General features: G+C 54.3%; 19 protein-coding genes and 1 tRNA gene. 15 read left to right on the top strand and 5 right to left on the bottom strand.

Translation table 11 applies throughout. The features are described from left to right. Positions 1 to 15: 15 nt before the first annotated feature. The 9 genes from KO216_RS07120 (at position 16) to KO216_RS07080 (ending at position 9,252) form a co-directional block, all read left to right on the top strand. Complete coding sequence (locus KO216_RS07120; RefSeq protein ID WP_215523543.1) at positions 16 to 1,944, top strand: hypothetical protein; 1,929 nt, start codon at positions 16 to 18, stop codon at positions 1,942 to 1,944. Beyond that, on the top strand, positions 1,941 to 4,154 hold the full coding sequence (locus KO216_RS07115; protein ID WP_215523542.1) for an ATP-dependent DNA helicase RecG: 2,214 nt from the start codon (positions 1,941 to 1,943) through the stop codon (positions 4,152 to 4,154). Before KO216_RS07120 ends, KO216_RS07115 begins: the two co-directional genes overlap by 4 nt. Positions 4,155 to 4,220: 66 nt before the next feature. Beyond that, the gene (locus tag KO216_RS07110; protein ID WP_215523541.1) at positions 4,221 to 4,802 is read left to right on the top strand and encodes an RsmD family RNA methyltransferase; all 582 of its coding nucleotides are present in this window, start codon (positions 4,221 to 4,223) and stop codon (positions 4,800 to 4,802) included. Positions 4,803 to 4,883: 81 nt separating this feature from the next. Further along, positions 4,884 to 5,408 (top strand): pantetheine-phosphate adenylyltransferase, encoded by a 525-nt coding sequence (gene coaD, locus KO216_RS07105; RefSeq protein WP_215523540.1) that lies wholly within the window; start codon positions 4,884 to 4,886, stop codon positions 5,406 to 5,408. A gap of 16 nt (positions 5,409 to 5,424) precedes the next feature. Beyond that, positions 5,425 to 6,114, top strand: a complete 690-nt coding sequence (locus KO216_RS07100; protein ID WP_215523539.1) for a hypothetical protein — start codon at positions 5,425 to 5,427, stop codon at positions 6,112 to 6,114. Between the two features lie 55 nt (positions 6,115 to 6,169). Next, the gene (locus KO216_RS07095; RefSeq protein ID WP_215523538.1) at positions 6,170 to 6,760 is read left to right on the top strand and encodes a YceD family protein; all 591 of its coding nucleotides are present in this window, start codon (positions 6,170 to 6,172) and stop codon (positions 6,758 to 6,760) included. Then, positions 6,757 to 7,476 (top strand): ribonuclease III, encoded by a 720-nt coding sequence (rnc, locus tag KO216_RS07090; protein ID WP_215523537.1) that lies wholly within the window; start codon positions 6,757 to 6,759, stop codon positions 7,474 to 7,476. Before KO216_RS07095 ends, rnc begins: the two co-directional genes overlap by 4 nt. Before the next feature lie 60 nt (positions 7,477 to 7,536). After that, entirely contained in the window at positions 7,537 to 8,445 is a 909-nt protein-coding gene (gene mutM, locus KO216_RS07085; protein ID WP_215523536.1) for a bifunctional DNA-formamidopyrimidine glycosylase/DNA-(apurinic or apyrimidinic site) lyase, read from the top strand. Positions 8,446 to 8,631: 186 nt separating this feature from the next. Next, a complete protein-coding gene (locus KO216_RS07080; protein ID WP_215524096.1) occupies positions 8,632 to 9,252 on the top strand; it encodes a response regulator in 621 nt (206 codons plus the stop codon). Positions 9,253 to 9,646: 394 nt separating this feature from the next. Here KO216_RS07080 and KO216_RS07075 read toward each other — a convergent pair whose 3' ends face one another. Together KO216_RS07075 and KO216_RS07070 are read right to left on the bottom strand one after the other, a co-directional pair. Next, entirely contained in the window at positions 9,647 to 10,630 is a 984-nt protein-coding gene (locus KO216_RS07075) for a DapH/DapD/GlmU-related protein (protein WP_215523535.1), read from the bottom strand. Further along, entirely contained in the window at positions 10,627 to 11,370 is a 744-nt protein-coding gene (locus KO216_RS07070) for a Maf family protein (protein WP_215523534.1), read from the bottom strand. The genes KO216_RS07075 and KO216_RS07070 overlap by 4 nt, the downstream gene beginning before the upstream one ends. Before the next feature lie 171 nt (positions 11,371 to 11,541). On the opposite strand from KO216_RS07070, the gene KO216_RS07065 reads away from it, so the two are divergent. From KO216_RS07065 to KO216_RS07055, 3 genes are all read left to right on the top strand, one after another. After that, positions 11,542 to 12,642 (top strand): adenylate/guanylate cyclase domain-containing protein, encoded by a 1,101-nt coding sequence (locus tag KO216_RS07065; protein ID WP_215523533.1) that lies wholly within the window; start codon positions 11,542 to 11,544, stop codon positions 12,640 to 12,642. Positions 12,643 to 12,703: 61 nt separating this feature from the next. Continuing rightward, positions 12,704 to 13,384 carry a response regulator transcription factor gene (locus tag KO216_RS07060; RefSeq protein WP_215523532.1) on the top strand — a complete coding sequence of 227 codons (681 nt, stop codon included), beginning with the start codon at positions 12,704 to 12,706 and terminating at the stop codon, positions 13,382 to 13,384. A 6-nt stretch (positions 13,385 to 13,390) separates the two neighbouring features. Further along, entirely contained in the window at positions 13,391 to 14,713 is a 1,323-nt protein-coding gene (locus KO216_RS07055) for a sensor histidine kinase (protein ID WP_251451972.1), read from the top strand. Positions 14,714 to 14,806: 93 nt separating this feature from the next. Here the strand turns inward: KO216_RS07055 and KO216_RS07050 are convergent, their stop codons facing one another. Beyond that, positions 14,807 to 16,078: a DUF4032 domain-containing protein gene (locus tag KO216_RS07050; RefSeq protein ID WP_215523531.1), complete on the bottom strand. Its 1,272-nt coding sequence runs from the start codon at positions 16,076 to 16,078 to the stop codon at positions 14,807 to 14,809. Positions 16,079 to 16,200: 122 nt separating this feature from the next. On the opposite strand from KO216_RS07050, the gene KO216_RS07045 reads away from it, so the two are divergent. From KO216_RS07045 to KO216_RS07035, 3 genes are all read left to right on the top strand, one after another. Continuing rightward, positions 16,201 to 17,961, top strand: coding sequence for a serine/threonine-protein kinase (locus tag KO216_RS07045; protein WP_215523530.1), 1,761 nt, complete (start codon positions 16,201 to 16,203; stop codon positions 17,959 to 17,961). 116 nt (positions 17,962 to 18,077) lie between these two features. Then, complete coding sequence (locus tag KO216_RS07040; RefSeq protein ID WP_215523529.1) at positions 18,078 to 18,995, top strand: DsbA family protein; 918 nt, start codon at positions 18,078 to 18,080, stop codon at positions 18,993 to 18,995. Between the two features lie 284 nt (positions 18,996 to 19,279). After that, positions 19,280 to 19,355: transfer RNA gene (locus tag KO216_RS07035), tRNA-Thr, on the top strand. Between the two features lie 103 nt (positions 19,356 to 19,458). Here KO216_RS07035 and KO216_RS07030 read toward each other — a convergent pair. Continuing rightward, positions 19,459 to 20,106, bottom strand: a complete 648-nt coding sequence (locus KO216_RS07030) for a hypothetical protein (protein ID WP_215523528.1) — start codon at positions 20,104 to 20,106, stop codon at positions 19,459 to 19,461. An 80-nt stretch (positions 20,107 to 20,186) separates the two neighbouring features. Continuing rightward, a complete protein-coding gene (locus tag KO216_RS07025) occupies positions 20,187 to 21,386 on the bottom strand; it encodes a glycerate kinase (RefSeq protein WP_215523527.1) in 1,200 nt (399 codons plus the stop codon). Positions 21,387 to 21,517 lie beyond the last annotated feature (131 nt).

The raw sequence follows: 21,517 nt of genomic DNA, 5'->3' as shown, positions 1-21,517 counted from the left end.
GCGAAGGAGGCGGCAGTGGGCGAAGAAGAACCCCTAGCGGATCTGTTTTCTTTTGCAGATTTCGCGCGCGCCGCAAGGGCAAAAAACCCGGTTACTGCCAATTCAGAGTATGTAAGCCATGACCGACGGGACGAGAAAAATTCCCTTGAGGCTAAGGAAAGCCTAAAACCCAATAAGACCACCCCGCGTCCTCGTTCCAGCGAAAAACGAAAAAAAAGCGGAAAGAAAACCGCGGAAACCCCAGTGAAAGGGACAACCGGGCTGCTTGACTTTGAAGTACCGCAAATGGCTCCCAAACCGGCGAAACCAAGGCCGAAGGGCAAACGGGAAAATGTGGCGAAAGCGGTGGAATCTGATGAGCGGCTGGATCTGCAAGTCACGGGAAGTAATATCCGGCATTGGGTAAAGGTCAGCGGGGAAGTGCTGCAGGCGGCGCAAAGCGCCCTAGATTCTATGGATCTACAAAGCGAGCTGGATTCCGATACCGGCACAAACACCCTGCTTACCTGGGATAAGGTGGCTTTGACTGTGGCCGGACTGCCTTCTCGCGCAGATAGGGACGCCAGCTGGGTTTTAGAAGCGATCGCCGATGCCGCCTTAGCGGGAGCCAGCGGAATGATTGGGATCGTGCTGTCCGAGCTGTGCAGTGCGGCTGCCAATGCGGCTAGTTCCCCCGGTCTAAATCCGGTGCAGCTATTAAAAGTGTTGCGTTCTAGCAGCCAGTGTCCTACCCGCTGCCTGTTGCCCGCCGTGGAGCGCCTAGATCCGCCCACTTTATCGGGGCTGATAGAGGAGGTAAACGCGGAGCTAGAAACCCAGCCAGAGCAAATGTCAATCGAAGATATTCTCTCGCGTGCCTGGATGGCTAGCCAAGTGGCTCTAGTGGAAGGGGCAGAAGAAAATCATGGGCGCCCCGATGCGCGAGCGGCAGTGTTGATGCTGCTAGTAGCGGCAATGGTAGAAACCTATTGTCGGGAAAATCAACAAGAGCAGGGGGCGGTAGCCACCAGTTTGCAAATGGTGCGCGATATGGTTCCGGATTCCCACCCCGGTTTGCCTGCGCCCTCGCGAAGGCACTCCCTAGTGTTAACTTGGCGCGGGGAAGCCGATAATTCACGTGTTCAGCGACTGCGCGCGGAGCTAGAGAAAAACGGAGTATATGGGGCGATTACCGGTCGCGCCGATATGCTGGGAATCGGACCGCGGATGCTGCTAGTACGCAGCCGGCATCCCCGGAAGGTAATCGAATTGTTACCGGAAAAATCGGGGATGATTTTAGCCCGCCCCCCGCTGCCTATTGAAAGTGAAACCCCCTCTGGCTCCAACTTGGTGAGCCTGGATTCCTCGCGCGCTATCCGCCCAATCAGACCAGCGGTTTTAGCCTATGCTTCTGCTCCCGGACTGGTGGGAGATTTAGCTAACCTAGGTGCCACAGTAGTGCTTTCCCGCCGGGGAGTTCCTCAGGAAGTACTCCCGATAATCGCCGAGATGGAGCAAGAGGTCGTCCAAGTGCTGCCCTGTGACCAGGTGAGCGCGGCAGAACTAGCAAACCTGGTACGTCCCGCCAAAAATCAAGGGATTGAAGTGATGGTGGCTCCCACCCAAGATGACCTGCAAGTATTAGAAGTAACCCGCGCCTGCTGCCAGGTAGTTTCTTCAGCCATTGAAACCCCTGACCTGATCCAGTTGCAGCGCTCGCGCACCTTCGATGCTTTAGCTACCCAACGCACATGGACAGTATCCTCCGAAACATCCTTTGATCTGCTGGCATCTTCGGTGACCGCCGATGATGTTCAGGCGCGTATCCTGATTCGCAAAGGGGAGGACCCGGATCTGATTGCCCGCATCCAAAACGCGCTTTCGCAAGGGGCTCCCGGAATCCGGATTGAGTTAATCAGTGGCGGGCAAAGCGGCGACACCTTGGTGGGGGTATTGTCTTCGTGAACGCGCAGGAAAGTCAGGTAGCCGGGGAGCCTTTAAAGAAAATCCTAGGGCGAGTAGCGGGGAAGTTAGATAAAAAGTTCGGGCTTGAAACCACTGTTGAGCTGTTGTACTTCTTTCCTCGGCGCTATCACGAACTGGGGGAGCTTACTTCTTTCCCGCAACTCACCTTGGGGGAAGAGCAGTCAGTAATCGCCCAAATCGCAGATTCTTCACGGCGGCGTACTCGCGGTGGAAAATGGATGCTTTCCCTGCAGCTAAGCGATGGGGAAAACCTGATGGATGCGGTTTTTTGGGCAAAAAGCCAGCACCTAATCACCTGGATGTCCTCGCAAATGCAGGTGGGACAAACGAAACTGTTTTCTGGTCGCCCCAGCCTATATCGAGGACGCCTACAGTTGTCTCACCCCTCCTATCAGGAAGTAAGCGACGAAAATCTAGATGCCGCCAGTAACCAGGCAGCTAAAGTGCAGGCTCAGCGGCCAGAACCGATTTATCCTGCGAAGGCCGGGCTACCCACATGGACCACCCAAAAAGCGATTGCGGTGGTTTTAGATCAGCTAAAGTTTCGTCCCCTGCCCGATCCTTTACCCGAGGAAATCCGCAAAGAACAGGGATTATTAGAGATAAATGCGGCTTTAGAACAGATTCATCGCCCCCAAACTCGCGCAGATTATGAGGCGGCGCGTAGTCGTTTTCGCTACGAGGAAGCCTTCGTGTTGCAGGCGGCGCTAGCGGAGCGGCGACAAGAACTCGCTGCGGATGCACCCATTCTAAAAGAGGTTCCCGGAGGATTTACCGAGCGGGTCGCCTCCTCGCTACCTTTTGCCCTAACCGACTTCCAGCAGCAAGCCCTAGCTGATATAGAGGAGCGGTTACAGTCACCTCATCCCATGAACTTGCTGCTACAAGGGGATGTGGGTTCCGGTAAAACTGTGGTGTCATTGCTGGCGATGTTGCTGGCAGTAGATGGCGGGCGGCAAGGAATCTTCATGGCTCCCACCGAGGTCTTGGTGCATCAGCATTTTTCTACTCTCACCAGTCTTTTAGGTGAATACGCCCAACCAGGAGGGTTTACTTTACGGGGGACAGAGGGCATCCCGATTTATCGGCTTACCTCCTCTATGTCCACTGCGGAAAAGCGCCGTACTTTGGATGCGTTAAAAACTGGGCAACCAGCGTTGATTGTGGGAACTCATGCTTTGCTTTCTGAGCGGGTGATGCTCACTTCCCCGGGGGTGGTGGTTATCGATGAGCAACATAAGTTCGGGGTACGTCAGCGTGACCGGCTGCGACAGGGCGAATCGGGAACTCCCCACCTATTGGTGATGACCGCTACTCCGATACCTCGATCGGTGGCGATGACCTCTTTTGGGGACTTAGATTTACTGACTTTAAAGGGAATGCCTCCCGGGAGGGCGAAAGTAGAAACTTTCCGGGTAGATACCGCGAATCGCACCTGGACAGCGCGCACTTGGCAGCGCGCCGCCGAAGAAATCGTGGCCGGTCACCGAGTTTTTGTGGTGTGTCCGGCAATCAATCCTGGCTCCCAAAATGAAGATGGGGCTGGCGGTGAAGAGGGCGAGGATGCGGCAGGATCCATCGCCAATGTCAGTGATACCGTCAGCCACCTGCGGTCGCTCCCGGCGCTAAAAGGAATCGAAATCGGGGTTCTGCATGGACAAATGTCAGCGGAAGAAAAAGACCGGGCGATGGCGGATTTTACTAGCGGGAAAACCCCGTTGTTGGTGGCCACCACCGTTATCGAAGTGGGGGTGGATGTTCCCCAGGCAACCATGATGGTAATCCTAGATGCCGACCGTTTTGGTCTTGCCCAGTTGCATCAGCTGCGGGGACGCATAGGACGCGGCAAACTTGGGGGAGTGTGTTTGGTTTGGTCAGGGGCACAACCCGATACTCTAGCCAGCAACCGTCTGCAAGCGTTCACCGAAACTACCGATGGTTTCCGGCTGGCCGCTGTCGATCTCAAGTTGCGGGAAAGTGGGAACATTTTAGGAGAAAGCCAGTCTGGACGCGCCTCCTCGTTGAAAATCTTGGATTTGCTGGCGGATGAAGCAGTGATTTCCCAGGCGCGCCAAGATGCTAAGACGCTGGTAACGGCAGACCCGGAACTAAAGAGCCATCAAATATTAAAAGAGGCGATTGCCCGGCGAATCAGCGAAGAAGAACAGGAATTTTTAGAGCGCGGGTAACGGAATGCTTGAATGTAATATCGAAAGTCGCTGTTTTGTGAACTTCGCTAGGGTTAGGGTGTAATCATGACGCGAATAATAGCTGGAACTGCCCGAGGCACTCAGCTAGCCGTACCCTCTTCCGGCACCCGCCCTACTCAAGACCGAGTTCGGGAGGCAATTTTCTCGGCTCTGCAATCTCGGGGAGCCACGGAAGATGCCTGTGTTCTGGATCTTTTTGCCGGTTCGGGAGCCTATGGCTTTGAATCTCTCTCGCGCGGCGCCCTCAGCCTAGACCTGGTTGATCGTGCACCAAGCGCGGCCACAGTAATCCGCAAGAACCAGGCGGCATCTCCGGTTTTTGCGGAAGCGAAACTATATGTGCAGTCCGCCCTAACTTTCTTGGCTTCGCGTTGGAAAGGAACCGAGCCAAATCCCCAATGGGAACTGGTTTTTATCGATCCTCCCTACAATATGAAGAACTCGGAAATCTTAGAAGTGCTAGCGCAGCTGCTCCCCCTTTGTGACCCTGATGCCTGGATAGTGATCGAGCGTTCGGCTCGCGATGAAGCCCCGGACTGGGGCGAAGATGATTGGGAAGAAGAAGCCCGCAAACTCTACGGGGAAAGTGCCGTTTACTTCCTGCGCCCCGCCCTCGGTGCCGCCTAAAAGAGTTCGGACAAGCTCAGTTTCCTCTCCCTCCGCGTGGGAAGTCCTCCCCAGGGAACCCTTGCAGGTATTTTAGTATTCATGAGTACTGTTGTCTGCGTCGGATCCTACGACCCCTTGACCTATGGTCATTTGGACGTGATCACCCGCGCAGCCCACATTTTTGAGCGCGTAATCGTGGCGGTAGCAAAAAACTCCCAGAAAAACTATCTTTTTGAGGCCGCCAAGCGCGAAGAATTCATTACTCAAGCCACCGCAGACTTGCCGAATGTGCAGGCAGTTACCTGGGAAGGTCTGGCTTGTGACCTGGCGACCCGCTATGGGGCAGTGGCGCTAGTGAAAGGTATTCGCAACTCTAAAGACACTGACAGTGAAATGACCCAGGCGTTCGCCAACCGCCAACTTTCCGGTATCGATACGATCTTGATTCCCACCTCCCCGGAAAATGCACTGATTTCTTCCTCCGTGGTTAAAGAAATCGCCGCCTATGGGGGAGATGTGTCTGGATTCGTTCCTCCCGAAGTAGCCCAGGCGCTGCAAGTAGTCTTCGATGCATCCGCGGAAAATAACACTGCCCCCGACCACTCTTTGAATCCAGAAGCCTAAAACAGGAAGGAAGATTATGGAAGCCCAGGAAGAACCGCAGTACGCACCTTCAGATGTGATTGCAGTACTTGACCGCCTCACCGAATTGATCGAGGAGGGACGCAGCGTTCCCTTTTCCGCTTCGGTAATGATTAACCAGGCCGAAGGGGTGGAGCTGCTCGAAAATGCGCGCGCGGCGCTACCGGCTGACCTGGTTAATGCAGATCGAATCGTCGCCGATGCCAATAAAGTGCTAGATGCCGCCGACGAGGAGGCCGAGCAGACTATTTCTGATGCCCGCGCCGAGGCCGAGCGGGTCACTAAAGAAGCTAACCAGAGCGCAGAGAAAACTATTGCCCAGGCCGATGAGCAAGCCCAGCAAACGGTTGCAGAAGCCAATCAGCAGGCCGAGTCGGCGATTGCTCACGCCAGCGCCCAGGCAGAAGAAACTGTTGCCCAGGCGAAGGAGCAAGCCGCGCAGATTTTGCAGGAAGCTCGGCAACGCGCAGATCAAATGGTTTCTCAAGAGAACGTTTACCGGGAAGCTCAGCAGGTTGCTAAGGAAACGGTTAATACTGCGCGCGGGGAAGCCAGCGATTTTATGAATCAATCTGACCAGTACGTTAATGATTCTTTGACGCAGCTAGAAGATTTGCTGGGGGCAATCGCTGAGCAAACTCGTAAGGGGCGCGCTCAGTTTTCCCGCCAGGAGCGCCCTCAGTTTTAACCAGCTTAGTTAAGTCTGTTAGCGCCGGAGGAAAATTCCGCCTAGGGTGAGGGTCATGAAACAAATAAAAAAGGCCGTTATCCCGCTGGATTTAGCCAGTTTAGGATCCGGTGAAGGCGACAGTAAATCTTGGCAGGTACAGGTGCAGTTACCTGCCCCCATCGGCACTGACGATATGGCGGTTCCGGCCGGGGAAACCCTGGATTTACAGGTGCTCGCGGTAGCGATTTCCGAGGGCGTGTCCATCAGTGTCAGCGGGTGTGCTCTCGCTAAAGGAGAGTGCGTGCGCTGCCTGGAACCCGTAGAAGAAGCAATCGAATTTTCTTTGAGTCGAATCTATTACTATCCAGATGAGCTTGCGCACCTGCTAAATGAGGTGAGTGACGACTCAAGCGTGTATGCTGATCTGGATGAGTCCTATCAGGTGTGCCCTGATTCTCGGGTAGATTTAGAGCCGCTATTGATAGACGCCATTGTGCCGCAGATTCCCTATTCGGTGCTTTGTAGCCCTGATTGCCTGGGGCTTTGCCCCGACTGTGGAATCGCGTTGGCACACGCCGAAGCCGGTCACCATCATGAAAAGATAGATCCGCGCTGGTCGGCGCTGAGTGGGTTATTTGACCAAGAGGGAGAGAAGAACGCATGAGTCGCGGTTCGCAAGACCTAGCGAAGCTGCTAACCAGATGGGGGATCGAGCTAGACCCCGATATGGTGGTGCTGGCTTTAACTCACCGTTCTTTCGCTCATGAACAAGACGATCTTCCCAATAATGAGCGCCTAGAGTTCCTGGGTGACGCAGTTCTACAGTTGATTGTCACCGAAAGTCTTTACCGTACCTATCCTTCTCACCCGGAGGGGCATTTGGCGAAAATGCGTTCAGCCACTGTTTCCCAACCGGCTTTAGCCAAGGTTGCCCGCGATATTAATCTCGGGGAATTTATTTTGCTAGGGCGCGGAGAAGATAAGACCGGAGGACGCGAAAAGGACTCTATTCTCTCTGACACGGTAGAAGCCCTGATCGGGGCAACTTATCTGAGCCACGGTCTGGAAACTACTCGAAAGGTAGTAGAAAATCTGCTTCAAGACCTCTTAGAACATGCCCTCGAGCGGGGGGCAGGTATGGACTGGAAAACTACTTTGCAAGAACTTACTGGTCAGTTAGGGGTTCATAATGTAGAGTTTTCAGTAGAAGGTATCGGTCCCGACCATAATCGCCGTTTTACGGCGCGAGCCCTAATCGGAGAACGGGAAATTGGTTCCGGGAAAGGTCGTTCTAAGAAGGTGGCCGAACATGAAGCCGCCAGACAAGCGGTAATGACGCTGCGAGAGGAACATGGCGTGACTACGCCGATAGGCTTTTAGAAGGAAATGACCTTACATTTAAGGATTGAGAAACGACAGTAGATTTGAGGGGAACTGTTTATGCCAGAATTACCTGAGGTTGAGGTAGTACGCCGCGGCCTCGAACAGCAGCTAATAGGGGCGCAGATAGAAAAAGTTGAGGTATTTTTTCCCGGCTCTCTGCGGGGGCAGGATGAGAAGCGCTTTAGCGAGGCTTTAGAGGGATGGACAATAACGAACGCCGTGCGTCGCGGAAAGTTTTTGTGGCTATTAGGTGAGGATGAAGAGGGAAAGCAAACCCTGTATTCCCTGGTTATTCATCTGGGAATGTCCGGGCAGTTACTAATCAATAAACCCAAAATTGAACTATCCCGCCGGAATCAAGGACATTTACGGGTGCGCCTAACCCTAAAAGATGGCAGAACCGTCAGTTTTGTTGACCAGCGCACTTTCGGTCGCATGGTGGTTGAGCCACTAGTGGAAACCAAGGACAAGAAACCGGCAGGTATCGGCGCTGAATCTCATTTGATTCCCCGCAATGTGGAAGTAAACGTAGCCCGGGATGTACTTGATCCGCACGCAGATTTCAAGGAGGTCGCCGAGAAGATTCATCAGCGTAAGAGCTCGATTAAGCACTCCCTCCTAGACCAAAAGCTCGTATCCGGGATCGGGAATATTTATGCAGATGAAACCTTGTTTGCTGCCCGTATCAGTCCGGCGCAAAGCGCTAAAACCCTAACCGAGGAACGGATTGAGGAAATATTTAAGGTATCGGGCAAGATCATGAAAGCCGCCATTAAACAGGGCGGAACTTCTTTCGATGAACTCTATGTAGACACCAGTGGAAACCCCGGTTATTTCGAGCAGGAACTAAAAGTTTATGGACGCGGCGGCGAGCCTTGTAAGGTTTGCGGCACCACCTTAAAAAAACTGCAACAGTCAGGGCGTAACGCCACCTACTGTCCCCAGTGCCAGGAACTGAAAAAATAGGGTCAATAGCACGCCTCTGACCACTTGCCCCTGGCGCCTGCTCCAGCGGGGGGTCAGTAGCTCCCGGATAGGATTAAGGGCTAGCTGACTACTTTGTGAAAGCTATGTTTCCTTTGCACCAGGATTAGGTAGAATCAAGGCGTGAACATTCAGCAATCGCAGACAGAAGAACCGTCCACTCGGGTAATGATTATTGACGACCACGAAATCGTGCGTCGCGGGATTGCCGAAATCATAGACCGCACTGCCGGTATGGAGGTAGTAGCTGAGGCGGGAACAGTTGAGGACGCGGTGCGCCGCGCCGAACTGGTGCGCCCCGATGTGGTGCTGGTGGATCTACAAATGCCCGATGGCACCGGCATTGACGTAATGAAACAGCTGCGTGAGGTTTCCCCCAAGTCTTTGGCGATCGTGCTCACTAGCTTTGATGACGATGATGCTTTAGCGGAATCCTTGCAGGCAGGAGCTAAAGCCTATGTGTTAAAGACGGTGCGGGGAGCCGAAATCACCGACGTGATTCGGGCAGTAGTAGGCGGTCGAGTCTTGCTTGATGAACGCACCGTTACCCGCCGCCGCGCCGGCAACGAGGATCCCACCGCGAATCTGACCCCGGCAGAACGCAAAGTCTTAAACCTAATCGGCGATGGGCTGTCTAACCGCGAAATCGGCGAAAAGCTCGGTGTCGCCGAAAAGACAGTGAAGAACCATATCACCTCGCTACTAGCCAAAATGGGGTTGCAGCGCCGCACGCAGGTCGCTGCTTGGGTCGCCAGTCAGCGTTCCGCAGCCTGGCGCCACCAGTCGTAATTCTCGTAAGCAGAATCGATAGCGTAGCCAGCGCGGGGGATTAGTTTTTCCTCCTGCCCAAAAACTTGGAAACGTAGCTACGTTTCCAAGTTTTACGCCCACCTAGCCTGCTCGGATAAAACTAATCCCCCGCGCACAAGGGTTGGGCTGTAAAAGATGCGAGAGGGGGCTTGAGCCGAGCGAAGCAAGGCTCACCGGGGTCCCCCGAGCGCTTTTACAACCCAACCCGTACCGGGATAACAATCTAACCCCGCGCTTAATCGCTCAACGAGGTAAGCGAGCCAGACCCGAGCGTGGAGCAGCGAGGCTGCGGGCGGCGGGAGTGTAAAAATCCGCGCACCGGGATCGGTACGCGGATTATTACTTGGCTCCGGAAAAATCCGGATTGTTGATTTTACGGGTTGATGCGGGCGGCGGTCGCCAGCTTGATTTCTTTGCCAGCGCGCGGCAGGGCTTCAACCCGACCCGATTGGGAGTTGCGGCGGAAGATCACGTCCGAAGCTCCAGAAAGCTCGGAGGCGGGAACCACTACTGGCTCCGCGAAGTAACCTTCGGCGGAGGGCGCCACCCCCGCGTGGGGGAGCACCGAAACTTTGGTGCTGGCAGTCAGGTTCAAGCCAGGGGCAACCATGCAGTCATCGCCGAGGGCGATTCCTAGCCCAGAGTTGGCACCCAGCAAGCAGCGTTTCCCTAGGGAAATCTGTTGCCCGGTTTCACCTGAGAGCGTGCTTTCGGTAGAGGCGCCGCCTCCAATATCAGAGCCGTCATCGATAACTACCCCTTGTGCAACCCGTCCTTCAATCAGGCAGGCTCCTAAGGTGCCGGCATTGAAGTTAACGAAAGCCGCGTGCATCACGGTGGTGCCCGGTGACAGATAGGCTCCGAGACGAACTTTCGCGCCATCAGCAATGCGCACTCCGGAGGGGATAATGTAGTTCACCATTGGGGGGAACTTATCCACGCTGAGCAGGTGAATCGGGTGTCCGTAACCCAGACGCATCCGCATACGGGTATTTTCGAAGTCCTCGACCGCGCAGGGACCTTCCGTTGTCCAGGCAACGGTAGGAAGCCGCGCAAAAATTCCATCCAAGTTGATGGTGTTGGGCTTTACTAGGCGGTGGGACAGTAGATGCAGACGCAAGTAGGCGTCGGCAGTCGAACTGGCGGACTCGTCTAAATCGATAGTGACTACGGTGACCGTGCGGTTAACCCCACGCCCCTCGTCGCGCCCTTCAATCTGACTTAGTTTGTGGATTAATTCCTGATCGGTTTCATTTGGCTGGTCACCCAGGTAAGGACGCGGATACCAAACGTCCAGGGTTTGACCACTTTCGCTGACGGTTGCGAGGCCTACCCCGCGTGCTTTTCGTTCACTCATAACTCAACCTTATCTGTTGGGGCTTGATTTGGTAAGCCCTTCCATAAATTTGGCCAAAAAAAGCCAAGTTCGGTTAATAGTTTACGCACTAATGGCAAAGAAATTCCAATAATGCCATGTGGGTCGCCCTTAATAGAGTCAATAAAGGCTCCTCCCAATCCATCAATGGTAAAACCGCCCGCTACTTCCAAAGGTTCTTTGCTATCCGCGTAGGCGCGCGCCTCTCTATTGCTGATTTCGCTGAAATACAGAGTGGCCTCCGAGTGGCCCTGCACCTCTTTTTCCCAGGTAAAGCCACTATTAGTGCGGGTGAGGGCGATCGCGCAGTGGCCGGTGAAAAGCACCGGGGACGCCCCGGAAAGTTCATGAATCTGAGCGAGGGCGCGCTCGAGACTATGGGGTTTACCTCGTAATTTGCCGTTTAGCAGCAACATGGAATCGCATCCCACTACCGCCAGGCGCTCACCTGTTTCTAGCCCGGCAAGTGCGTTCAAAGTGGTCTGGTTGAGTTGCAAACATTCTCGGCGACGCCTGCTGGTTTTGGTTATTAGCTGGGCTATGTGTCGGGCTTTCGCCTGGGCTAAAGCCGTAACTACCTCGGGTGGCGCAGCGTTAGCCAAGGTGGCGCGCACCGCGTCCTCATCAATATCGGCTGCCCAAACCAAGGGGGTGATACCCGCCCCGGTCAGCACTTTTACCCGCGCGCTAGAGGCGGAGGCCAAGACTAAGTGATCAGTCATAGCCTCTATTTTAAAAGGCACAATGGCGGCAGGGAATAAAACCTATGGAAAAACAGTGCTACCGGAGCAAATCGAGGTAGCGAAGCCGTGAAAAAGAAAAGTTTCTGCCAAAGCGGGTGGCACTGCCTGGTCTGCTGGAAAAAGTGAGGCTGTTCACCTTAAGGTTGTAGGGTGAGTGAATCCATGTCTGCTGCCCAAATTGCGCGCAATACCGTGATGCGCCCGGTGTGGAAACTAATCGGGGGCGCTCCCACTATGACTATGCGGGAGATGGCAGATCATTTGGGAGTCGAGATGAAGGTCGTAGAAGGTTTCTGGACTTCCTGTGGCTTTCCCAAGGCAGATCCGGACGCCTATATGTTCACTGAACAAGACGCGCAAGCGGTCAAGGGCTGGATTCAAGAGATTAGCGAGGGCGCGCTTTCACCCGGTGCCGTAACTTCACTATTGCGGGCACAATCCTATTTGGCCGAGCGGCTGGCGCTGTGGCAGCTAGAGGCGATTGTGACTGATTTTCAAGACCGCATGGGTCTGGATGACACCAAGGCGCGCCTAGTAGCCCTCGATGAAATTGATCAATACATAGATCTTTTGCAATCCCAACTGGGCTATGCCTGGCGCAGGCAAATGGCGTATCTACTGCTTAACACCAACCGAGAAGTAGAGATGCGGGAGGGGAAAGAAACTGCTTCCGATTCTTATCCCCTAGATCGGTGTATGGGGTTCGTAGATATGGTTGCCTATACCCGCCGCTCTTCCACTATGACGGGGTCAGCGCTCGCGGATATGGTGCAAACTTTTGAAATGGCCTGTCGCGACGTGGTTACTACTCGCGGAGGGCGGGTGGTAAAAACCCTGGGGGATGCGGTTCTGTTTGTTGCCGATGAACTGTTGGTGGCGGCCGATATCGTGTGTGCAATCGTGGAGCGGTTGAAAAAGGAGCCGGAGCTGCAACCGGTGCGGGCTTCGCTGGTTCATGGGCGGGTAGTTTCCCGTTCCGGCGATATTTTTGGTCCCCCGGTCAATCTGGCCTCTCGCCTGGTAGATATCGCTCCCCGCGGGCAAATCCTGATGGATGCCGCCTCTGCCAAACAGTTAAAAGAGTTGGATAATCAAGGGTTTTTCGCGGTAAGCCCGGCAGAAACTCAAGCTCTCCAAGGCCTCGGCGAGGTCGAAGCCTGGTTGCTTACCCGCGGTAAATCTGAAGGCGCAGCCCAGCCGCTGATGCGCCACAGTACCTTAGAGATGGCTTCCCCGCCAGTAAAGAAATAGTAAAACTATCTAAAGTACACGCCCGCTGGCGATAAAGATTTTTATAGTTTACTATGGGAACATGACTACAGTTTTACTTGTTGAAGACGATCCGGCAATCTCCGAACCTCTGGCACGTGCGCTGGGACGGGAAGGCTACGAGGTGCGCGCTCATGGCACCGGCCGCGGGGCTCTCGGCGAAATAATTGGTGCTGACCTGGTGATACTGGATCTGGGTCTGCCTGATATGGATGGGTTAGACGTGGCGCGGGAGATTCGCTCCCAAGGATCTTCAGTACCGATTCTGGTGCTAACTGCTCGCACCGATGAAGTCGACATGGTGGTTGGTCTAGACGCGGGTGCGGACGACTATGTAACTAAGCCTTTCCGCTTGGCAGAACTTTTGGCTCGGGTGCGCGCTCTTTTACGCCGCGCTGGCAGCGACTTCCAAGACGACACCTTAGAGGCACAGGACATCAAGATTGATGTTTCTGCTCACCGCGCTTTCCAAAATGGCCGGGAACTACAACTGACTGCCAAAGAGTTTGACCTGTTACGCATTCTGATTAAAGAGGCGGGCAACGTAGTTCCTCGCCAGGTAATCATGCAGGAAGTTTGGGGTTCGGATCCCGCGGGGTCAACCAAGACTTTGGATATGCATATTTCCTGGTTGCGACGGAAACTGGGCGATGACGCTGCCTATCCGTACTACATTTCTACTGTGCGGGGAATGGGCTTCCGTTTCGAGACTGAACGAAAGTAGCCGGCTATGCGCCGCCGTGCGCTGTTAATGGTTTTCCAGTCAGTGTTAGTATCGCTGACTTTACTGGGACTACCTTTGGCGATTTTGGCGCCCTCCTACGTGTGGCAGTCCAGCCAGACGGCTCAGGATAACCAGGCGGTGACCCTTTCGCGTTACTTGGATCAGATCGGGGTTCACGATCTGGATCGTACTCGCCAGGCGGTTACGCAGTGGCGACGTGTCTATGCTCCCGAATCCCAAATCCGTATTGACCAGCGGGAAAAGCGTATTTTTGATTCTGGTTCCGTCGACACTGAATGGCAACTGTATTCCCATGCCCGCAGTGCTGGCGGTCTTTATGTTTCTATCCGTTCTTCGGCGGTACCGGTGATCTGGTCGTCGGTGGGCGCGGTCTGCGCGGTGCTGATCTGCGGAGCAGTGGCATTGGGTGCTGGCACGATTTTTGCCTTCCGGGGTTCAAGGCGCCTGGCAGCGCCCCTAATATATCTTTCTGCTCAGGCAGAACAGGTGGGTTCTGGTGCGGTCCAAGCCCGGATAGAGCCTACTGGAATCGAGGAGATCGACCTGGTCAGCGAGGAACTTTCTCGCTCCGGTGAAAGAATCGTGGGCAGGATCGCCAAGGAACGCCAGTTTGCCTCGGATGTTACTCACCAGTTACGCACTCCCTTGACCGCCCTTTCCATGCGGATAGAAGAAATCCAATATCTAAGCGATGACGAAGAAGTACGCACCGAGGCGGAAGCCTGTTTGGAACAGGTAGAACGCATTACCCAAGTGGTCGAAGACTTGAAGAAACGGGCTCAGCAGTCTAGTCATGGCCATACCCAAGCAGTGAAAATGGAGGAAATTTTCCGTCAACAGCGGGATGAGTGGGAGCCACAGTTCACGGCAGTGGGGCGCCGCATTGTGTTTGACAACCAAGTAACCGATCGTTTGCCCCTGGCGACACCCTCTTCGCTTTCGCAGGCTATTGCCACTTTGGTGGAAAATTCTTTGAAATATGGGGCGGGTACGGTCACGGTTTCTACCCGCGAAGGAGTCTCCTCGCGCTCCATCTTTGTCGAGGTCTCTGACGAGGGCGAGGGCGTGAGCGAAGATATCGCTCCCGATATTTTCCGGCGGGGAGTTAGCGGTCATGGCTCCAGCGGGATTGGTCTGGCACTGGCTAAAGATCTAATTGAAGCCGATGGGGGACGCATAGAGCTTACCAACAGGCAGCCGGCAGTATTCACGATTTCCTTAGCGGCAGTTTCCGAGTCGATGTCTCCTGATCGTCTTTTACCTCAGGGAGGATTAGTAGTAGTAGGGCGCCGTCACGGTCGTCACTAGCAGCAGGTTTCTGGTTTATCGGCACCGATATCCGGGATGTATGCCACCTAAGTCTGTCACTACTAGCCTGGGCGCTGGCCACAATAAAGGCAGTTATTTTCTTTCCGGGTCTAGAAAATCAGAAATATCGGCGGTCGCAGTCAGCGGCATCGGAAGGACTACTTGTTCATCCGGGCGAGCCGCCAACTGAGTGCGGATATAGTCTTTTACGGCTTTGCGGGTATGCACGTGGCGCCTAGCTTTTTCGGACATGAACCAGCGGTGTTCCAAAACTTCATGGAAGATTTGTGCCGGCTCTAGTTTTGAGCGCAGCTCAGCGGGAATCGCGTTTATGGTGGGCAGATACACCCGATCCATCCAGGTATTGGCCACCTGTCGCAGGGGAGTTTTATCAAGTTTCTTGCGCCGTTTATAGGTCAAAATATCGGTGTAGATACGTTTTGCCTGTTCCTCTTGGACTTCCAGGCCGGTTAAATCTTTTACCAGGCGTTGGAAATGCCCGGCCTCTACGACTCGCGGGGTGAAACGTAAGAAATCCCCGTCCTCATCGGACTCAATCTCTACTTGGCCAATATCGAAACCTAGCTGTCCCAGCCTGTCGGCACGCGCCCCTACTCGCCATATCTCGTCGGCGGGAATCCGCTCGGATCCGGTTAAATCATTCCAGAGGGCGTGGTAGCTTTTTTCCAGGTAGTCGCCGACTATAGTCGGATCGAAGTCCTCGTCTACCAGGCCTCCGGCCTGCAAATCCATCAGTTCCCCGATGATATTCATGGCGCCTAGGGAGACATCGTATTCGCGGGAGCGATCCGAAATATTGTCGTAAAAGCGCCCAGTTTCCGCATCTACCAGGTAGGCGGCGTAGGTGCCGGCGTCGCGGCGGAAAAGAGTGTTCGATAAGGAAACATCCCCCCAGTAAAAACCGGATAAGTGCAGGCGCACCAGCAGGGCAACTAGAGAATCAAGGACGCGATCGAGATTGCCTTGAGAGAGCTGTTTTGACAGCAGCACCCGGTAGGGCAGGGAATACTTCAGGTGATTGGTGATTAGAGCGGCGGGTAGTTCTTCCCCGTTTTTGTCCTTGCGTCCGGCGACTACTGCCGCCACCGACACGGCAGGTAGTTCTTTTCTATGCAGCTGTAGCAGCATATGGTATTCGTGCAATGCATCGCGCTCAGAAATCTCTTTTACCGCGTAAATTTCGCCCTCAGACTGGATGAAGCGCACTACGTGGCGAGAAATACCACGTGGGAGTGCTGCTAATAGCTCATTTGGCCATTCTTCTAGAGGCAGTGACCAGGGTAGGGAAGGAATCAAAGAATAGAACGAAGAGGTCCCCGTAGTAGTGACTCGAAGTTTTTGCATAGCGGGCACTATTCCTCCTCCTTCTACTTTTGCTAGGACAATTGTGGCATAGGTGGTTGGGAATGTGCGAGCCTAGTTAGCTAAAATCAGCTAAAGAGAGTTGCTTAACAGTTAGGGAGACAGTGGTCGCGCAAGAAATTGGCGGATACAAGGTGATTAAGGCCTTGGGCGCCGGGGGAATGGCCTCGGTCTACCAGGCCGAAGCCCCTGATGGTCGCCAAGTTGCCTTGAAGTTTTTGCATCCGCAGATTGCCAGCGACCCCAATGCCCGCAAACGTCTGCAGCGGGAGGCGGACGCGATTAACCGCGTTAGCTCCTCGGGGGTAGCGAAAGTTTTCGAGGTAAATACCCAGGGCGAAACCCCTTACGTGGCTATGGAGCTGATCAAAGGGGTGACTATCGACCAGGATGTGAGCGAATTCGGCACCTGGGATTTACCGGATTTGATTGACCTGGCGCAGTGGCTGGCACGGATTTTGCGGGAACTGCACAGCGCCGGGGTGGTGCATCGGGACGTGAAACCCGCCAATATCATGATCTCGAAGCAAGGGCCGGTGTTGATTGATTTTGGGATTTCCCAAACTCCGGGGGCGGAACGTTTAACCGCGACCGGGCTGGTCACGGGAACTCCCGGATATATTTCTCCGCAACTTATTCAGGGCGAGGATGCGCGCCCGCGCGATGACTGGTGGGCTTGGCTGTGTGTGTTGCTCTATTGCATCAGTGGCCGTCCGCCCTTTGGTTCTGGTCCTATCGAAGTAGTTTTAGGGCGCATAAATACTGGTCAAGCTGACCTATCGGAATTGCCGCAGTCGCTACAGCGAGTTTTTGAGGCTGGTTTCCAGGTAGACCCGGAGCGGCGAGCAACTCCCGACCAGCTAATCGCGGCTTTTAGGGCGGTTAATGAGGGGAAAGATCCCGCTGATTACTTGCCGGAAGATTCTTACCTGACGGATGATTCTGGTTTTGCGCGGGCGGGGACCGCAGCTTTGGACACAGCGAATGTTGGTGCAGCCGATCCGGGGCCGCCTCCTCCCAGTTTTCCGCCTGCTTCTCAACACCGAGGGGAATCAGAGCCCAGTTCCGCGCCCTCAGCTTCAGGTCAAGCTACTCGGCTTTATCCTCCGGCTCCCCCCGAAAGTGGCAGTCCGGCCGGTTATCAGGTGGCGTCCGCGGGTAACTATGCAAGTAACTATCCGGGGGGCGGCGTAGATCCGGGGGTGCAGCCGTCGGCGCCTGGCTACGGTGCAGTTGCCGGAGGGGTTGGCGGGGTGCCTGCGCAGTGGGAGCCGCGCTATATCCCCAATAAGTTACCTAACGCCTGGTTGTCTTGTTTGGTCTTAATGCTGTCCTTATCGCTGGCTACCGAAGTATTTGCGCTAAAAAATAATCTGCATGCACCGCTGACAGTATCCCTGGGTACGGTAGTTCTGACTGCCTTAGTGGCCTTTTGCGGTCTGTTTGGGGCGTTTAGGGCGCGGATGCGAGATGCGCAACTGGCTTCGGGAATGGTTACTCCGCCCAGTGCGGCGCTCAAAGCCCAACCATTATGGGCGCCGCTACATGGAGTAATAGTGGTGACCATACTGGTGGGGGTGGGCGTGACCCTAATAGGAGAGTACGGGGATGTGCTCTTATTGGAACCTGCACAGCGGATTTTGCCCGAGGGCTGGCGCGAACAACAGGCGGTTTATCGGGTGCTGCTCTACCTGGCGTATTCGCTGTTTGGCACGATAGTGGCGTTTTTTTCTCGTTCCTTCAGAGTGGGGTTTGGCTCTATGGTGCGCCTGATCGGGGGAGCCGGTGCCCGTCTGTTTTGGGGGGTAGTGGCACTGGCAGTCAGCATCGGCGCCGAATATATGGTGGTAAATTTCCTTTGGTAGCCTGATTAGCCCGGGTTGCGGTGATCAAAGCCCGGATAGGCTGGGAGCTAGGCGCGTCCTCGTTTATGCTTGAAACAGAAAACTGGAAAGTCGCAGGAAAGTAGTAGCGGAAAGCAATGGCACAGAAAAAAGGCAAGTTTCAGACCGGAAAAATTAAGACCTCATCTCAAGCCGCGCAAAAGCGACAAGAAAAGGTTTGGAAACAGGTAGAAGCACAGCGGGAAGCGGCGCGCCGTAAGCAAACCGGAAAACGGGTAGCGATCGCGATAGTTGCGGTGCTAGTGGTGGCCGCGGTGGCTCTCGCCGGATACCTGGTTGCGCAGAGCGGAAATGGAGAAGCGCAGGGGAATACAGGCGCGGTGCTTTCCGGTCAGCGCCCGGAAAAAGTTGCTGCCCTCTCTGGTCAGGAGGCCGTTGATGCGGCGCAGGGTATTTTGATTGGCCAAAAGGGCGTATATAAAGCTACCGCTGGGGTTCCCACTATTGAGATGTGGTTTTCCTATGGCTGCCCCGCCTGTCTGAACCTAGAACATCAGTTGGGGGAGAAGATCCTGGCTTTTGCTAAGGACGGTAAAGCTAATCTGGTGCTGCATCCAGTGGCTACTCACGCACTGCCGTGGACGATTATCGCCGGGAATGCCTCTATGCAGGTGGCTGCAGCTCAGCCAGAGAAAACGCTGGAGTTCCATCAAGCGTTGATCGATGCCGGATATGGGGTGATGTTCGCTAAAGGTGAGGACGCTGGTTGGAAGGATCAGGGTAACTCCACGATTATGGCTGATCCGGCTAAGTCGCTAGAAAAAATCAAGAAAGTTGCCAAGAAGGTTGGGGTTAAAGACGAGATCATTAACTCCTTCAAGGCAGAACCCCAATCGGCGCTGCTGGAGAAGTGGCAAAAACAGTGGGCGGATGCTGCTGGTAAGCAATCCCAGCAGATAGGAACCCCGATGTTTGCCTCCAATGCGAAGTTGGTTGACAATCCGATTAACCAGGACGGAACTTTTAACGAGGATCTGCTGCTCGGTAAGAAATAGGTCAGGGGGACTGCTAGCTAGGCAGGGACCTGTTCTCGGCCAGGTTTTAGCCCGCTGTGGCTGGGTGAGAGCTATCTTTTAGCTGCCCAGAAAACCATAAGAACCGGGTGCCAACTAGCTGCGGTTTTGTTCATTTACTAAAGCCGTGACAAACTAAAGGGCGTCTTCATTTTCGAGGACGCGAGGCGAGGGCTACGGGTACTTGATACCTACCCGATGCGCTGGTTTCGTAAGGGTTGCGGACGCTTCGCGCGCGGCGCGCCCTCTGTACGGGTTACGTACCCGCCGACTTAGCTCAGTTGGTAGAGCAGCTGTCTTGTAAACAGCAGGTCATCGGTTCGAGTCCGATAGTCGGCTCCACGCGAGAATAATTGTCGCCCCGTAGCCAGGATGTGATCCTGGTGTTTTCCCGATTAAGGGGAAGAACCCCACTGTTGGGCAGGCTGACCGTCGCGCCTGGGATCTAGAAGTACCTGTGGGAGTAATAGTCCAATATCGGGACATCCTGGCTGATCAGATAGTTTCCGATGCCGGTTTCTATGCCACTGCATGTCAAATCTTCTGGTATTGATTTGAGAGGAAACGCTAGCACGAAGCTTCTATCCCACGTTTGCTTGAGTCCATGAACGATTATTCCTGCTACGGTTCGTTTTCCTAGGTCGGTTTCTCCGTCTTTTCGAATGTCAAAATTGATGTCGGCACTTGCCGCTACCACCCCCAGAAAACCTTGGTCGGTGAATTTCATCCAAACCAAGTCCTTACGATTTCCTCCCGAGGCACTTATTGGTTCGTACAGATTTTCCTCTAGATACCGGTCCAGTTCGTCATCGGTTAGTCCAGGTGGAAAAGCAAATCTGGGGGTTTCAACTTCCGGAATCCCTAAGGCAGCTAGAAACTCATTCGCATAGTTAGCAATCTGTTCTGGCGAGACGGGAGTCAGAGCGGCTTGCTCGCGAGCTCTTAAAATACGAATGCCTTCTTCTTCACCCAAGTGAACAGAAGAGCATCGCTTGCGAACAGAGGAGCAATGCCTGCCAGGCAGCCAGTTCCAGGGGTCGTCATTAATAAATTTTCTCGCATCTTCGGGGGATAGCTTATTTTTATTAGTCATTCTCTAAAATTATCAGCGCGCTAGAAAAGCGGAAGGATCTTGCTGGTTTCCCGTAAATGCACCCTATCCGTTTTTATTATTCAGTCACGCGGGAAAGTTGGCGCAGCAAGTATCCGGCAGGTCATACGCACTGATTCACGCAGCGATGACTGAGCTTTTTCGAGAGCCTCGGTTAAGCTCCCTACTTCGCGTACGGTCGGGACGATGGCGGCAAAGCCGTTTTCGTGTAGTGACTCTGCGTTGCGTCCTAAATTGCCGGTGAATGCGATAGTAGGAATGTTATGTTTGCGGGCAGTGAGCATAACTCCCCAGGGGGTTTTACCGAATTTAGTTTGGAAATCCATGGCGCCTTCTCCAGTGAAAACAAAGTCTGCCCCGGCTAGCTGATCCTCTAGATTGACGGCATCGATTACCACGTTGACCCCGCTTTGCGGTTTTGCGCCTAACAATGCCATAAAAGCTGCCCCTAAGCCGCCTGCGGCTCCCGCGCCGGGAGTTTCACTTACGGGATGACCACTAGCTTTATCTAAAAGCTTTCCCCATTGCGCTAAAGCTGCATCAAATATGGCGATTTCTTCAGGCTGCACCCCCTTTTGGGGGCCGAAAACCGCGGTGGCACCTCTTTCTCCGGTGAGCGGGTTATCGACATCGCAAGCAAGGGTGACCGTTATTTTTTGCCAACGTTTACTGAGGTTGCTGATATCTAGGCTGGCAGCATCAGCTAAGGCTAGTGGGCAGCTATCGATGAGGTCACCGGAGCTATTTTTAGCAACTGCTCCCAACTCCTGCGCCATTCCCCAGCCACCATCGTTAGTGGCAGAGCCACCTAAACCAACAATCAGGCTAGTGGGGGAAAGCTCAAGTATCTGATTGAGCAGCTGCCCTACGCCCGCAGTAGTGGCTTGATGAGGATCTAACTCTTCTAAAGCTAAATGTTCGATACCGGCAGCTTCTGCGATTTCGACGACTGCGAGCATTCTTGCTGCAATCCATCCGAAGTGTGCGGGCCTAGGGCGCCCTAATGCATCGGCTACTTGAGCCGAACGCATTTCACCGCCGAGTGCAGCAACTAAGGATCGGGCGGTACCTTCCCCACCGTCAGCCATGGGCACCTCGACACATTCGGCATCGGGGAAAACGTCGCGAACGCCGCTGCTCATGGTAGCGGCGACCGTGGCAGCGCTCATGGTTCCCTTGAACGAGTCTGGAGCAAGGACAAACTTCATTACTTCTCCGATCTTTATCACTGGCGGGGTAGTCGGCTGACTCGCCTGTCCCACCAGCGAATATTAGTAGCTTAGCTGTTTCTAGGGGTAGCTAAGAGAGAATGAATATAAAAAAGCAGATCCCTGTGGGCTGCCCTTCCACCCCTGTTTTAGTGGGAGCTCTAAAAATGGTGTGTTTAAACACG

This window comes from Varibaculum prostatecancerukia (assembly GCF_943169825.2).
In the GTDB taxonomy this organism is placed as follows: domain Bacteria; phylum Actinomycetota; class Actinomycetes; order Actinomycetales; family Actinomycetaceae; genus Varibaculum; species Varibaculum prostatecancerukia.
Note: the sequence above shows the minus strand (reverse complement) of the source record. Positions and strands in the feature narration are given on the sequence as shown.